This is a genomic window from Mycoplasmopsis gallinacea (genome assembly GCF_012220205.1).
GTDB classification, from domain to species: Bacteria; Bacillota_I; Bacilli_A; order Mycoplasmatales; family Metamycoplasmataceae; genus Mycoplasmopsis; species Mycoplasmopsis gallinacea_A.
Window position 1 is genome coordinate 485107 of the sequence record NZ_CP047225.1, and the last position, 16119, is coordinate 501225.

At 29.7% G+C, this 16119-nt stretch carries 11 protein-coding genes and 1 tRNA gene; 10 read left to right on the forward strand and 2 right to left on the reverse strand.

From position 1 onward, the window contains the following. Window positions 1–38: 38 nt before the first annotated feature. Both GOQ20_RS02040 and GOQ20_RS02045 read right to left on the reverse strand, forming a co-directional pair. Complete coding sequence (locus GOQ20_RS02040; RefSeq protein ID WP_167845201.1) at window positions 39–698, reverse strand: chromate transporter; 660 nt, start codon at window positions 696–698, stop codon at window positions 39–41. Continuing rightward, the gene (locus tag GOQ20_RS02045) at window positions 698–1279 is read right to left on the reverse strand and encodes a chromate transporter (RefSeq protein WP_167845202.1); all 582 of its coding nucleotides are present in this window, start codon (window positions 1277–1279) and stop codon (window positions 698–700) included. The genes GOQ20_RS02040 and GOQ20_RS02045 overlap by 1 nt, the downstream gene beginning before the upstream one ends. Before the next feature lie 68 nt (window positions 1280–1347). On the opposite strand from GOQ20_RS02045, the gene GOQ20_RS02050 reads away from it, so the two are divergent. The 10 genes from GOQ20_RS02050 (at window position 1348) to GOQ20_RS02095 (ending at window position 16099) form a co-directional block, all read left to right on the forward strand. Next, window positions 1348–1423, forward strand: a tRNA-His gene (locus GOQ20_RS02050). Window positions 1424–1570: 147 nt separating this feature from the next. After that, window positions 1571–2155, forward strand: a complete 585-nt coding sequence (rplK, locus tag GOQ20_RS02055; protein WP_167845203.1) for a 50S ribosomal protein L11 — start codon at window positions 1571–1573, stop codon at window positions 2153–2155. Window positions 2156–2157: 2 nt separating this feature from the next. Next, window positions 2158–2853, forward strand: coding sequence for a 50S ribosomal protein L1 (gene rplA, locus GOQ20_RS02060; protein WP_167845204.1), 696 nt, complete (start codon window positions 2158–2160; stop codon window positions 2851–2853). Between the two features lie 107 nt (window positions 2854–2960). Further along, entirely contained in the window at window positions 2961–5699 is a 2739-nt protein-coding gene (locus tag GOQ20_RS02065) for a cation-translocating P-type ATPase (protein WP_167845205.1), read from the forward strand. A gap of 94 nt (window positions 5700–5793) precedes the next feature. Next, a complete protein-coding gene (locus tag GOQ20_RS02070) occupies window positions 5794–7740 on the forward strand; it encodes a transketolase-like TK C-terminal-containing protein (protein ID WP_167845206.1) in 1947 nt (648 codons plus the stop codon). 100 nt (window positions 7741–7840) lie between these two features. Next, a complete protein-coding gene (gene gpmI, locus GOQ20_RS02075) occupies window positions 7841–9358 on the forward strand; it encodes a 2,3-bisphosphoglycerate-independent phosphoglycerate mutase (protein WP_167845207.1) in 1518 nt (505 codons plus the stop codon). Window positions 9359–9546: 188 nt separating this feature from the next. After that, a complete protein-coding gene (locus GOQ20_RS02080; RefSeq protein ID WP_167845208.1) occupies window positions 9547–10719 on the forward strand; it encodes a hypothetical protein in 1173 nt (390 codons plus the stop codon). A 150-nt stretch (window positions 10720–10869) separates the two neighbouring features. Beyond that, on the forward strand, window positions 10870–12510 hold the full coding sequence (locus GOQ20_RS02085; RefSeq protein ID WP_167845209.1) for a hypothetical protein: 1641 nt from the start codon (window positions 10870–10872) through the stop codon (window positions 12508–12510). Between the two features lie 221 nt (window positions 12511–12731). Continuing rightward, window positions 12732–14945, forward strand: a complete 2214-nt coding sequence (locus tag GOQ20_RS02090; RefSeq protein ID WP_167845210.1) for a P68 family surface lipoprotein — start codon at window positions 12732–12734, stop codon at window positions 14943–14945. Continuing rightward, a complete protein-coding gene (locus tag GOQ20_RS02095) occupies window positions 14945–16099 on the forward strand; it encodes a hypothetical protein (protein WP_167845211.1) in 1155 nt (384 codons plus the stop codon). Before GOQ20_RS02090 ends, GOQ20_RS02095 begins: the two co-directional genes overlap by 1 nt. Window positions 16100–16119: the final 20 nt, after the last annotated feature.

The window sequence follows — 16119 nt, forward strand, 5'->3', positions numbered from 1 at the left end:
ACATTAATATCAATGTGGGTTTTTCATTGCTTTTATAACTATAATCAAGGTTGGAAAAGTAAAAAAGCTAAAACTATATTAATTAAAATAGCGTATAAACTTGAATATTTTTTATAAAGAATAAATGATGTAGTTGTAAAAGCAACTGCTATAAAAATAAATAAAGTAATCAATCTTCACGAACTAAAGAAAACTTTCTTAACTGAATCAGAATTAAAACTAAAATAACTTTCAGGGGTATTAAAAGTAAATCCAGGTGCTACAATTGGTATTAAAAGTTGAATAGCAAGTGCTACTAATATCCCTGCAATTACAGGCTTAACAATTATTAAAAAGCTTTTTAAGAACCTATTTTGCTCAAATTTTTTAAGGTATTTCATTGCAAGAAGCATAATGAAAATAGCTGGAAAAATAAAGATTATATATGTAAGGATCATTATTAAATATCCTCATCAATTGCCTTCAGAAATTAAATAACCAGTAAAAAGAGCGAATTTAATTGACACAATTCCTGGTGAAGAATTTGTAGCTGCAATAACATTATCAATTGTTTCTTGAGCCATTTTTAAATTAAACACATTTGCAATTGTTTTTCACAGTCATACAAAAATAGGGATAAAAACTTGCCCACCACCAAAAACACTAAGACATACGAAGATTAATAAAGCTATTGTTAAAAGTAAGATTAAAATAAACATTATTTATCTCCTTTTTTAACTTTTAAGCTCACAAAATAATAACAAATGTAAATTAATAGCACACTTAAAATGGCTAAAACTGGCAAGTTAAATGGGGCAGGAATAAAAAGGTTAAATAGAATTGAAAAAAGTAAGATTCCAATTCATAAATAAAGATTCATTTGTTTAATATTTTGCTTAATGTAATGAAAAGCAAAATTACAAATAATAAAAATGATTGTAACAATAACTGAAGTAGCAAAAGTAATTAAATACTTTTGAGGAAGTAAATTAATTACAAAAAACATTCCAAAAGCAAATAATACATGTGGGAGCATTGCGAAAATAGTGAGAAATATTCCTTTCCAAAACCCGAATCATTTAATACACATATATGAAATGCTTTGAATAATTGAAGGGCCAGGAAGTGAGTTGGTGATAATTAAAATCTTTTCAAATTCTTCTTCAGTAATTCATTTCTTGCTTTCCACTGCTTCTTTTTTAATCATTGGCATTAAGGCATTTCCGCCACCAAAGGCAAAGAAAGTGAGTTTTAAAATGAATAATAAAGCTTTAAAAATAGTTGGTTTAATCTGCGTCATAGTAAATAAAATTATAAAAAATATTTTTAGTTTTCTTACTTTATTGTATAATAAGTTTACACGTTATGGCGAATGTGGTGAAGTGGCTAACACAGCGGGTTGTGGTCCCGTCATTCGCGGGTTCGAATCCCGTCATTCGCCCCATTTGAAGAAAGCATCTTAAAATGATGCTTTTTTGTTTTCAATTTTTAATAAAACTTGTATAATTAACAAGCAATATTTATTATTGCCTAGTGGAAGATTTTATTTATAAAAATCGCTAGACCACAATATCGAAAGGATACATACAACATGGCAAAAGAAATTCAACGTATAGCTAAGTTGCAATTCCCTGCCGGGAAAGCTAAACCAGGTCCAGCTCTTGCTGGAGTGGGTGTTAACATGCCAGAATTTACAAAGGCATTTAACGATGCAACAAGAGATAGAGGTGATGAACCAGTTCCTGTACAAATTACAGTTTACAAAGACAAAACATTCGAATTTAAATTATTCACAGCTCCTGCTTCATACAAAATTAAAGAAGCTGCAAAAATCCAAAGCGGTGCTGCAAATGCTAAAACAACAATCGTTGCTACAATTTCAGTAGACCAACTTAGAGCAATTGCTGAATACAAACTTCCAGATCTTAACACAGATGATGTTGAAGCTGCAATGGCTACAATCGCTGGAACAGCAAAACAAATGGGTGTTTTAGTTGAAGGATATGACGATATCTTCAAAGCTAAAGCAGAAGCTAAAGCTGCTGCAAAAGCTGCTTCAGCTGCTAAAGCTAAAGAAGCTGCACTTGCTGCTGCTGAAGAAGAATTAGTTGAAACAAAAGGTCAAGCAATCGAAGTTAATGTAATTAAAGAAAAATCAGAAGAAGGAGAAGAATAATTATGGCTAAAAGAATTTCTAAAAAATTAGAAGCTGCTCGTGCTAAATTTGATAGAACAGTTGCTTACGATTTAGAAGAAGCAATTAAACTTGCTAAAGAAACTTCATATGCTAATTTTGACGCTTCAATCGATCTTGCATTTAACTTAAACCTTGACGTTCGTAAAGCTGATCAACAACTTCGTGGAGCTGTTTTACTTCCATTTGGAACAGGAAAATCAATTAGAGTATTAGTTGCTACAAACAACCCAGAATCAGCTAAATCAGCTAAAGAAGCTGGAGCTGACATTGTTATTGATGGACCTGCTCTTGAACAAAAAATTAAAGAAGATGATTTTGATTTTGACGTAATGGTTGCAGATCCTGCTATGATGCCATTACTTGGAAAATACGGGAAAAAACTTGGGCCTAAAGGTCTTATGCCTAACCCAAAAACAGGTACAGTTACACCTACACCTGCTAAAACAGTAGAAGAACTTAAAAAAGGTAAAGCAAACTACCGTACAGATAAAGCAGGGATTGTTCACTCTCTTATCGGTAAATCAAGTATGCCAACAGAACACTTAGTTGAAAACGCTAAAACATTAATTAGTTTAATTAGAAAACTTAAACCAGCTGCTGTTAAAGGAACATATATGCTTAACTTAACAGTTTCAGCATCAATGGGGCCAAGTGTTAAAATTAAACTTGAAAAATAATCACTAAAAGTATAGGTAAACCTATACTTTTTTATATTTTAATACCTTGTAAAATACACATTTATTGTGTATTTTGGTATAATGAAGTAATACTTAAAGGAGGGAAAATGTTAGATTCGAATTTGCTTGAAACTGACTTAAAAAAAGGTTTATCAGTAATAGAAGCAAAAAAAAGATTAGAAAATCTTGGTCCCAACACAATTAGAAGTGAAGAGAAAAAAAGCGTTTTCAAGATCTTCTTAAATCAATTTAAAGATTTTATGATTATCTTGCTTTTAATTGCTGCTGCTATTTCATTTTCAGTTGCAATTTATGAAGCTGTTAAAAATGCTAATACTGGATATAAACACAACACTGAAGTAATCGTTGGGTTTATTGAACCAATTATTATCTTAATTGTTATCGCACTTAATAGTATGCTGGGTACTTATCAGGAAATTAAAAGTGATCAAGCTGTTAAGGCTTTAGAAAAAAATAACGAATTAAATGCTAAAGTAATTCGTGATGGAAAACTTATGCTAATTCCAGCTACCGAATTAGTTGTAGGGGATTTAATAGTAGCAGAAGCTGGGGATGCCATTAGTGCTGATGGAATTTTAGTAGAGGCTTCTCATTTAATGGTTGTAGAATCAGCTTTAACAGGTGAATCTACAAGTGTAAGCAAGAGAGTAGGTGAATGTGATGAAAATAAACCTCTTGCGGAACAATTTAACCGTGTTTTTTCAGGTACAAACGTTGTAAATGGAAGATTGGTAGCCCTTGTTACAAAAACAGGAAAAGATACAGAAATTGGAAAAATTAATAAATTACTTTCAGAACAAAAAGTAAACTTAACTCCACTTCAAATTAAATTAAACAAATTAAGCAGAATCTTAGGAATTGCTGGAGTTGTATTATTAGTAATTACAGTGATTTTACAAGTGGTAATTACTAATGCACCTTCAGGAACATGAAATAACGCAACAAGTTATTCTGACGCATTAACAATTGGAATTTCGCTTGCTGTTGCAGCTATTCCGGAAGGTCTTATCACTTTCACTACTGTTTTATTAGCAATTGGTGTTTCCAAACTTACTAAAGAGCACGCGATTATTAAATCATTTGCTTCAGTAGAAACACTTGGTTCTGTAAGTATTATTTGTAGTGATAAAACCGGTACTTTAACCGAGAACAAAATGACAGTTGTTGATTTATATGATGCAAGCGCCAAGGGAGAAAAAGGGGAAAAATCAAGAGCCCTTGCAGCTTTAGTAGCTTGCTGTGATGCTTCAGTAACTGTTGAAAATAATGAATATGTTGAAGTTGGTGATCCAACCGAAACAGGAATTTTAAGATATGGAATTGAAAATAATAATTCAGCTCAAAGATTCTGAAGTGGATATGATAAATTATCTTCAATCCCATTTGATAGCGACAGAAAATTAATGTCTGTGCTTGCTCAAAATAAAAAAGATCCAAAAATTAAAGTAATGTTTACTAAAGGTGCTCCAGATGTGCTTTTAAGTAAATGTAAAAATGTTTCTGAAGAAGATTACAATCTTCTTGAAGAATGATCTGCAAAAGCTTATAGAGTTATTGCGGTTGCTTACAAAAACATTAAAGATGAAGAAAAAAATGAATTAGTGCACGAAGATGAAAATGATTTAACATTTTTAGGTCTTGTAGCTATGATTGACCCTCCAAGAAGCAGTGTTAAATCAAGTATTGAAGAAAGTATTAATGCAGGTATTAAACCAGTTATGATCACAGGTGATCACGTTGCTACCGCTGTAGCAATTGCAAAAAGTCTTAATATCTTTAAGGAAGGCGATTTAGCAATTACTGGTGAAGAGCTTCAAAATATGTCAGATGAAGAACTTAAAGCTAAAGTTAGCTTAATTAGCGTTTATGCTAGAGTTAACCCAAGCGATAAGCTTAGAATTGTTAAAGCTTGACAATCACACAATCAAGTTGTTGCTATGACCGGTGATGGAGTTAATGATGCTCCAGCCCTTAAAGCTAGTGATATTGGTTGTGCAATGGGAATTACAGGAACTGACGTTTCTAAGCAAGCTGCTGATGTCATTTTAACTGATGATAACTTTAACACCATTGTTAAATCAGTTAGAACCGGTAGAGAAACTTTCGATAAAATCAAAACAGTGATTATGAACCTTCTTGTTTCTTCGCTTACTGAAATTATTGTAATGATGATCGGTCTTTTTGCCTTTAGATTTATTTTTAAAGGATCTATTGAAAATGTTGCAAAAGGTGAAGAAATCCAATTCTGAGTTCTTTCAGCTTCACAACTTCTTTGAATTAATTTATTAACTCATGGACTACCAGCAATTGCCCTTGGGATGGTTAACTCTGGTATTGACGTTATGAAACGTAAACCATTTAACAAAAATGATTCAATTTTTGCTCACGGAATGGGAAAAAGATTAGTTATTCACAGTGCAATTATTGGTGGAGCTTCAATTTTATCTTACCTTTTTGTAGGACTTATTGCCCAAGAACAAGGTGTGCATGGAATTGATTTTGTTAGAGTAACTTCAAGTGCATGTTTTATTACTCTTGGAATCGGAGCTAGCTTAAATGCTCTTAACTTAATGAGTGATCAAAACATTTATAAATGTTCATTTAAGAGATATAAATTAGTTTACCTTGCATCACTTTTCTCATTTGTATGTGTTATTTTAGCCGCATTTGTGCCTGGAATTAGTACGGTATTTAAAATGGCTGATCCAAGCATTTTCAGCAATTACAATCCAGGATATGCAGTCTTACCAATTCTTCTTGGTTTTGTCTTAATTGCTTATGAAGAAATTTTAAAAGCTGTAAGACACTACAAAAAAAGTAAATAAATCTTAGAAAATATGCCCAAACCTTACATTTTGTAAGGTTTGTTTTTTAAAACTTAATATAATATAACTAATTATTAAATTAGGATGGTACATAATGAAAAATTTAGAAAATAAATTAATAGCATCAATGCGTTCAATCGCTTTAGATTCAATTAATAAAGCAGGTGGTGGACACATCGGAATGGCTATTGGTGCTGCAAGCATTACTTACTCAATTTGAGCTAAAATGCTTAAAATCAATGAACAAGATCCAAAATGAATTAACCGTGATCGTTTTGTACTTTCAGCAGGTCATGGATCAATGAGTATTTATTCAATTATGCATTTTCTAGGACTTCTTTCTAAAGAAGATATGATGCAACATAAAAAATTGCATTCTAAAACCCCTTCTCACCCAGAAATTGATACAAATGATTATATTGATGCTACAACAGGTCCACTTGGTCAAGGAATTGCAATGGCTGTTGGAATGGCGCTTAGTCAAAAATACTTACAAAATAGATACAACAAACCTGGTTATGATGTTTTTAACCACGATGTTTATGTACTTCATGGAGATGGATGCCTTCAAGAAGGAGTTGCATTAGAAGCAATTCAACTTGCAGGTACTCTTGGACTTGATAAACTTATTTTAATTCACGATTATAATGGTATTCAAATTGATTCAAAAAGTTCTGAAGTTAATAATATTGACTTTGTAAAGTACTTCCAGTCTCAAAACTTCGATACGTTTGTAGTTGAAAATGATGATCCAAAACTTATTGAAAAAGCTTTAGAAGCAGCTAAAAAATCAAGCAAACCTTCATATGTTCAAATTAATACAACCATTGCGCGTTATACACCTTTTGCAGGTACTAGTAAAGGGCACAACGGAACTTTAGATGCTGAAAATACACTTAAATTTAAGCAAATTCAAGGTCTTACAAACACAGTTCCTTTTGATTATGATTTAGAAGTTTATGAATATGCTCAAAGCTTTTGAGAAGATAAAAATGCTTATTATGAATCTTGAAGCAATATGTTTGCAGCTTATTCAAAACAATATCCAGAATTAGCTAGTGAGCTTTCAAAAGTAGTTTCTAAATCATACGAGTATGATTTATCTACCATTGAATTTAAAGAAAGTAATGTAGCTACTAGAAATTACATTTCACCAATTGTTAATTTCTTAGAAAAAAATTACCCAAGTGTTATTGGTGGTTCAGCTGATCTTTTTGCAGCTACTAAAGTAGGTTTTGGTTCAAACATTGCTGATGGTGGAAAAACCATTAGATACGGAATTAGAGAATTTGCTATGGCCGCAATTAACAACGGAATTTATTTAGATTCAGGGATTAAAACTATTGATAGCACCTTTTTAGCTTTTGCAGATTATATGAAACCTGCCATTCGTCTTGGAGCTCTAATGGAAATTCCTGCAATCCACGTTTATACACATGATAGCTACCAAGTTGGTGGCGATGGGCCAACACACCAACCTTTTGACCAAATTCCAATGCTTAGAGCAATGAGTAATGTTAAAGTTGTGCGTCCTTGTGATGAAAGTGAAATGCTAGGAGCATTTCAATATGCTTTAAATAGTCAAAAAGATCAAGTAGCTATTATTGGGTGTAGACAAAATATTCCTTCATTTAACAAATTAACAAGTGGTAAATTTGCACCTGCGTATGTAATTTATCCACAACCTAAAGGGTATGATTTATCAATTCTTGCTTCAGGAAGTGAAGTGAATTTAGCTATCAAAGTAGCTGAGAAATTAGAAAAAGAAAGCTCAATTAAAGCTCAAGTTATTTCAGTGCCAATTCTTCAAGATTTAGTAGCAAATGAGAATTTAATTGCTGCTTTAGGGCTTAATGAAAAACCAATGTATGCAATTGAAGCAACTAGTGATTCAATGTGATTTAGACTTGGAAAATATAACAAAATTGATGCTCATTTAGCTAGTGGATATGGATATAGTGAAGATGGTGAAAAAGTCTACCAAATCAAGGGATTTGAAGTAGATTCATTAGTAAGCAAAATCAAAGAGTTTTTAAATTAATTTCACTTAATAATTTGATTTTCAAATAAAAAGCACTTTAATAAAAATTAAAGTGATAAAATAAAAATACAGTTATTTTAGCGCTCAAAAAGGAGAAAAAATGAAAAAAACAATTTTAATTGTTATTGATGGTCTTGGGCTTAGAAAAGAAGTTCAAGGAAATGGTTTTGCTCAAGCGAACACACCAACATTTGACAAATTATTTAAAGAATATCCAAACAGCATTATCCAAGCTTCTGGTGAATTTGTAGGTCTTCCAGCAGGACAAATGGGAAATTCAGAAGTTGGACATTTAAACATCGGTGCAGGAACAGTAGTTTATACAGGTCTTTCACTTATCTCAAAAGCACTTAGAGATGGAAGTTTTTACAAAAATGATGCATTTTTAAATGCATTTGAAGATGTAAAGAAAAACGGTTCAACATTACACTTAATGGGACTTTTATCACCAGGTGGTGTGCACTCACTTGAAAATCACTTATTTGAAATTTTAAAAGCAGCACATGATTATGGAGTTAAAAATGTTTCAGTGCATGCTTTCGGAGATGGAAGAGACGTTGCTCCTCAATCAATTAAACAATCATTTGAAAAATTAGAACAAATTACAAAAGAATATGGATACAACATTGCTTCTATTTCAGGTAGATTTTATGCAATGGATCGTGATAAAATGTTTGACCGTGTTGAAAAAGCTTATGATGCAACACTTGGTTTAACAGATGTAACTTTTAGTGACTCACTTTCATATGTAGATAGTCAATATGCTCAAGGAATTACAGATGAATTCTTCGTTCCAGCTAAAAATGCTAACTTATCACAACAGGCATTTGTTAAAGATGGAGATAGCATTATTTTCTTCAACTTTAGACCAGACCGTGCAAGACAACTTACACACTTATTTATTGGTTCACCACTTTATGAAGAAAAACCAGCTCATCCAGTAAAAATTAATCAATTTGTTTCAATGATGAAATATGAAGGGATTGAAACAATTATTGCTTTTGATGAAATGGAAATTTCAATGCCAATTGGTAGAGTTTTAGAACTTGCAGGTAAAAGCCAACTTAGAGTTGCTGAAACTCAAAAATATGCACACGTAACATACTTTATGGATGGTGGAAATGACATTGAATTTAAAAATTCAAAAAGAATTATGGTTGATTCATTAAAAGTTGAATCATACGCAGATGCTCCACATATGTCAGCTGAAGGAATTACAGATGAGCTTTTTAAAAATGCTTTAAATTATGATGTTACAATTATGAACTTTGCTAACCCAGATATGGTTGGACACACAGGTAATTTAAAATCAACAATTGAAGCAGTAAGCTTCTTAGATACACAAATTAAAAGAATTATCGATTTTGCAGAAGCAAATGATGTAACTGTATTTATTACAGCTGACCATGGAAATGCTGAAATTACAGAAGATGCAAACGGAAAACCTGCAACTAAACATACATCAAGTCCAGTAATGCTTATTTGTTCAGATAAAAACGTTAAATTAAAAGATGGTAAATTAGCTAACATTGCTCCAACAGTTCTTGATTACATTGGCGTTGCAAAGCCAGCTGAAATGGATGAAGAATCTCTTTTAGTTAAATGCGATTGCAACTAATTAATTTTAAAATATTGCATTTATAATTTGCAATTATCTACGCACACTAAAAATAACGGATATTCGTTATTTTTAGTGTGTTTTTTCATTTTTTTTAAGTTCATTATAGATAGTGAAACGCAAATTTATTTACAAAGTTGCAAAGCAAGTTTTTAACTTTAGCATAAATTTAGTAAAATTATACTTATATGCATAAGTATTTTGTTATTACAAAACTAATCCCTAACGGAGAAATGGTTTATGTTGTTCAAGAGAACTTAGAAAATGGGGAAATTCAAGAAATTGAAATTGAAAAAAGGGAAGTTTTAGAAAAAATCAATTCACATGCAATTGAAATTATTAAGAGAATGGATTTTTGTCCTATTATCTTAAGAGATAAAGAAGCTATTTTAAAGCTTATTTTCTCTAAAGTAAAATATACAAATTTTGAAATTGAAGTAGTTAATCCAAATCTTGAGTTAATGAATCGTTTTTTAAACATTATTAACATTTTCCCTGAAGAACATGCTAAAGATTTATCAAGTTTAACCACTTCATTAATGGCTGAATATGTGTATAAAAAAGTTAATAGTAATGCTTTAGATTACATTGGTTTTAAATACGAAAATTTTCAAAAGCTTATTCCGATTCTTAAAGAAAACAAACATAAAATACTTTATAAATTCAATGACTATGTCTTTTCAAGGCTTGGTAATCTTTGCGATAACCAAAAAATTTATTTAGATTTTGCTGAAGGTTATGTTGATTCAGAAGTTTTAAATTCTAAGAAAAGATTTACCTATGTTGTACCAATTTTTTATGTGCATAAAAACTTTCCACTTTGAGTTGATTTTCTTACAGGACTTGATTATAAATACCAAGCAGTTATTCCTTCAATTGAAAAATTCTTAGACAATTACCCTCAATATCGTCGTTTTTCAATTCCGAAAAACTTATGAATAAATCGAACCCAGGAACAACTTAAAGAGCAAAATGTAAGGTTAGAATCACATTTTATTTTTGATCCATTTAGTGAAGATTTTAGATATACCAAAGTAATTATTAATGAACTTTTAACTAAAAAAGTACCAATTGAAGAATTAGATCTACTTATGGTTTTAATTTATATTAACTTTATAATTACTAAATTAGTTTATAATGCTTTTGATGTAATTTCAGATATGCAAGATTTTGAAATTAAAAACTTTGAAAAAGATGTTCCTAAGATTGTAGCTGCATTCCATTATGAATACAAAAAAATTGATGGAACTTTAATTGAAAATCAAGTTATCAAAAACAACAAAATTAAAACCGATTTATTTCCAGAGAAGTTATTTGAAACTGTGATGGATTTAATTATCAAAAATCAAATTCGCAAATAAGGAGCAATAATGTTATCTTTTTTAAAATTGCAACTCAAGATTTATTTTAGGCAATTTTCCACTTATATTGTTCCCTTAGTTTTGGCTTTGATTATCTTTTTCTACCGACTTGTGTTTTATTGATCGGGTAAAACTCCAGAAGATAGCAAAGTGTTACTCAGCTTAATTTCAATTTCTTTTTATTATGGACTTTTAGTGTTTTTAGCAGTATTTATTAGTGTTGCTTTTAGTGGCACTACTTTCTTTTATAAGTATAAAACTGAGGGAATTGGTACTATTTTATATTCAAAACCCATTAGTAAGCATCAAATTTTTTGAACTAATTGATTATGTATTTTAATTGGATCACTTTTTTGTTTAGTTTTCATTAATATAGCTAATTTATTAAGTTTATTTGCAGTAAACCTTTATACAATTAAAGAAGTATTTTCAATTTTTGCTTCAGTTTTATTAGCTAGCTTTTTATTCTCGCTTTTAGCTATTGGATTTGCAAGCTTTGTGCATAATTTTGTGCAGCTAAAAACTTTCCAAATTATTGTTGGAATTGTACCTTTTATTCTTATTTTCATTTTCTCGGCAATGAAACTTAACGTGGTTAAATCTGAAATTAACTTCATTCCAAAACTTAAAAATAAAGCTACCATTGTCCTTAGAGATAACTCTGCAAATAAAAAAGATTACTTTAAAGATATTCAAAATAACTTTAGTTCCAACAATGAAGTTTTAGCTTTTGATAAAAACTCAGAAGATCTTTTTGGTAATTATAATTACCAAAATGGTAATTTTAAACTAGAAGATATTAAAGCTAAAGATATTTCACTACTTGATGATTTTTTAAATAACTATAATGATGATTCTAATTTATATAATAAATTAGAATACCTTAACTTTGGTGAATACTTTTACCAAATTATTTCTAGTTTCAACCCTGAAATTTTTCCTCCTGAAACTAAATGAGAATATAGCAAAGATGTTAGCTTAGAAAAAGTTGCTAATTCTAATAGCGACTTGCCAACTATCATTATGCCTTTTTATGATTCAAAAAATAATAAGATCACCGAAATCGTTTTTAATTGAGATGTAAGTTTAGTTAGATCTTTTATGAATTTAAATAGTGAGCCAGTGTCAACTGCAACATATTATTCAAATTTACTGAATTTTGACTTTTTCAATAATTTTAATTACTTAAATTTATTTAATAACGAAATGTTTAATTTAGTGACTTCTTGACATAAAAAAGTTAATTTAAATGAAAATGAAACACTAGTTTCTTCTGAAGTTTCTAATCTAGAAAATAAGCATTTTGTGAATGTAGAAAATATACCTAATTTTGCTAACTTACTTTTAAGTGATGAAACAATATCAAAAAGAATTGAGCAAGTAGTGTCGTTAATCAAACAAGATAAGTCAAAAAATCCATTTAAAGATTACTATGGCAATTTTTCGAGTTCTAATTCTAGCTTAGTTTCGCATGATTTTTATGTTGATTTATTTAGAAAAATCTTAAAAAATACTTTAGTTACTCTTGCGGTTTCATTAGAAATGAAAAATGAAAACTTAGTTTTTGATTTAGAAAAAACTAACCAAATGATTCTTGACAGCGACAATCTTCATTTTGTAGAATTTTATAAACTTAATTCATTAAAACCATTTGTAATTAAAGATAACCTCATTTCATTTAAAAGAGTTGCAAGAAACAATATTTACATCGCTTTTGTAGTGCCTTTTTCAATTTTTACTCTCTTTACTTTGGTTGGATGAATTAGCTTTGTTAAAAAAGAATATAACTAAAAAATGATCGCAAGTCTAGCTTGCGATTTTTAATCTATTAAAATATTTTGTTTCTTTTGTTATTTTTGTATATATTTTTCATTTTTTCTATGAAAAATTCCATTTTTTTAACAATATTTACAAATTACAATAAATAATTATTTTTTCATATGTATAATTTAAAAGAGATGTATTTTAATTCTAATTATAAATTAGAATACACTTATTTATAAGGAGAAATTATGAGAGTTAAAAATAAAATTTTATTATCTTTAGGTACAGCAGCCTTATCTGCGATTCCATTTATCTCTACTTCATGTGGTGAAGGTGCTAAGAGATACGATCAAAATGATAATAAAAGAGTTGATGTTATTGCAGGTTTTTCAGCAACAAACAGACAAGGTAGAGCTTTAGATGCTCTTGTTGAATATTACAATACTCACGTTATAACAAGTGAAGGTGAGTATAAAGGTGCATATCCAGTTTCTGTAACAAGAGTTAGTGGATATACAACATCTAATATTGTTCAAGCTTTAAAAGTAAAAGATAAGACAGGTTCTGTTGGTAATATTACATTTAACTACCCAGCAGCTGCTTCAGAAATTCTTTCATACAATATGGGTCTTGACTTTGATGGAATCAAAGGATTAGACTCATTTGTTACATCATTTACAGATATTAACAAAAACATCGCAGGAAACCCTGACAATAAAACATATGTTGTCCCTGTATCTAAATCTACATCAGTTATGTCAATCAACTTGCCTTTATTAGGTAAAGTGCTTCTTGATTTAGAACAAAAAGGAGTTACTTTAGAAGGTAAAGATGATGCAAATTCTTTAATCAAAAAAGCAATCGACAAATGAAACAGTTCATCAGAAAATGGTGACAAAAAAATGATTAATGAAAAATATCCTTCTTCTGCATTTAACGCAAATACTTGAGAAAAAATCGCAAGTTTAAGAGAAAATTATTCAGTTAGTGATGAAACTTTCAAAAACTGAACTGACTATTTAAAATTTGCTTTAGTTGTTAGAGCTTACTATGACCAAACAAAAGTTCCTTATGTGATTACTACAGATGCATTCCCTAATGATTTCTACACAAGAGTTGCTCAAGATGGAAAAGAATTATTCCCAAAAAGCAATAGTAAAAGTGCTGAAATTTACGGAGGATTTGATTTCACTTCATATTCAACACCAGGAACTGAACAATACAATGAACTTAAAAAAGTGTTCGGTGATTTCTTTGATGTTGTAAATAGACATGCACTTATTATTGGTGGAGAGGGAGCTTACGCAAGCTCTAAATTCCAAAAACATGAATATATTGTTGCTATTGGTTCAAGTGCTGGAGCTTCATATAACTACTTAGCCGACAAAGGTGAAACAATCAGTTCAATGCAAATTAAAGAAATTAGCAATGGAACTGAAACATGAAAAGAACTTTCAGATAATTTCTTAACAGATGAAGAAAAGAAATCGGTTTCTTCATATGGAGCTTCTTTCAAACTTAAAAGTGGAACAAGCGATTTATTAAACATTGCTTTTATTGATGGTACCTATACCAACAATATTCACTTAGACCAAGAAGCTGCTACTGCTGCTAAAGTAAAAAGAGATAACAATAACAAATTAAAATATGATGGTATTTTAGCTAATGAAGACCAAAAAAATGTTGTTCAACAAGTTTTTAACTCTTTAGAAGATAAAAATTCTAAATTCTTAATTATTTTAGAAGATCATGATAATGATGAATCTAATAATGTTGTAAAAGTGGTTAATGGAAAAGTTGTATACAAAGACAAACAATTTGGTGAAAAAAGTAAATTCGTTGGAACAATTGATTTTAGAGGAAAACAAAAAGATTTCTATTTAATTGATCCTTCTGATGTAAAAATCGTTGTATCAAGCAATAGTTCTTTTGTTAATAAAGACGAAGTTTACAATTTACTTGCACCATCAAAAGCAACAAAAGATGATGCAAATAATTACTATGTAGGTCAAGGTCCTTCAATTATCGGAATTCACGCAAATGCAAAAGAAGATGAATCAACAAGAAAATTCGTTCAATGATTTATTACAGGAACAATTAATGAAATTTCCATTAAATTAAGTGACAGTAAATCAGCAACATATACAAATAAAACACCTATCGACATTTTCAATGAACATGGTAATTACCTTTCAACAACAAAATCATTCTTTGAAAACGCAACAGGTGCATACGCAAAATCAGGAACATTTGAAAACTTAATTTTCAATTCATTTAAACAAATTGCAGATCACCCAGAAACAAATAAATTAGTTGAAGATCCAGGTACACCAAAAGCTGATACTGTAAGAAAAAATATTACATCAGCAATTAAAACATTAATGAACAGAGTTAACAACGGAAATACCAAAACAAAAGAAGAATCATTTAACGATTTCTTAAATTCAATTAAATTAAAATAATGAATTTTTTCAAAAATAAAAAAAGAAAAATACTCACTTCTTCGGTAGGTATTTTTCTTATTAATATGCCTTTGTTATCATTAGCTGTTCAATGTTCTACAAATTCTTCTAAATCTACTGATATGAAAACAATTGAAATTAACGATAAGTATTTCGATACATTATCTGAAAATTTTGATAAAACATATACAATAACATCATTTGACCCATATAACGAAGAAGTTAAAACAACAACACAAAAAGACTTTTGAACACACTATAAAGCTGTCGAAGGAACTGTTACAAGAGTTACAGATGGTGACACTGTAAAAGTAACCTTAAACGCTGAAGAACTTCAAAAAGCAAAAGAACTTACAAATAATTTAATTACAGATTCTGCTATAAGTTTAAGAATTCCGTTTATTGATACTCCTGAAGCTTATACAGTAGATCCGTTCGCAGCATCTCCGAAAAGTCCTAATGAAAAATCGCCAGAAGAAATAAAACAAATTTTTGATGAAAAAGAAGCTGAAATTGCAAGATTAAAATCTGAAGGAAATGAAGAATACAAAAATAAACAAGCAGAGCTTGATCTTCTAAAAGAAAAATTAAAAATCAATAGAATTGAAAAATCTCTATCAGAATTAGATACAGAATTTGCAAAATCACTTTTACTTAATAAAAAAGTTAGAATGATATCTTCTAACTGAGGTGACAAATCATACAATAGAAATGTTGCTCATATTTTCTACCAAGATGAAACAACAGGAAAATGAAAATTATTTTCTCTTGAAGTTTTAAAAAATGGATATTCACTTCCAAGGTTAACTGATTCAGAAATTAAAGGATACTTATCTACAAAAGATTCTGAAGATCCTAAATTGATTAACACATTACTATTGCCATATATCGCAAACGCATTCAATTACGGTTATAAAAAAGGATTAGGATTTTATTCAGATAAAACATTTGAAATATTAAAAGAAAAATTTCCTAATGATATAAATAAAAAAATATCTTCACCAGACGATTTAGTCAAATATTATGGAGAGCACGGAAACATTTATTCAGATGCTAAAGAGTTTTTCCAATTACCTGGAAGTTCTGGATTTTCAGAACTTAAAAGTGAAGACAATTATTACAAATTAAATAAAATAAATATAAAAATATCTTAATATTCTTTTGATACAAAAGA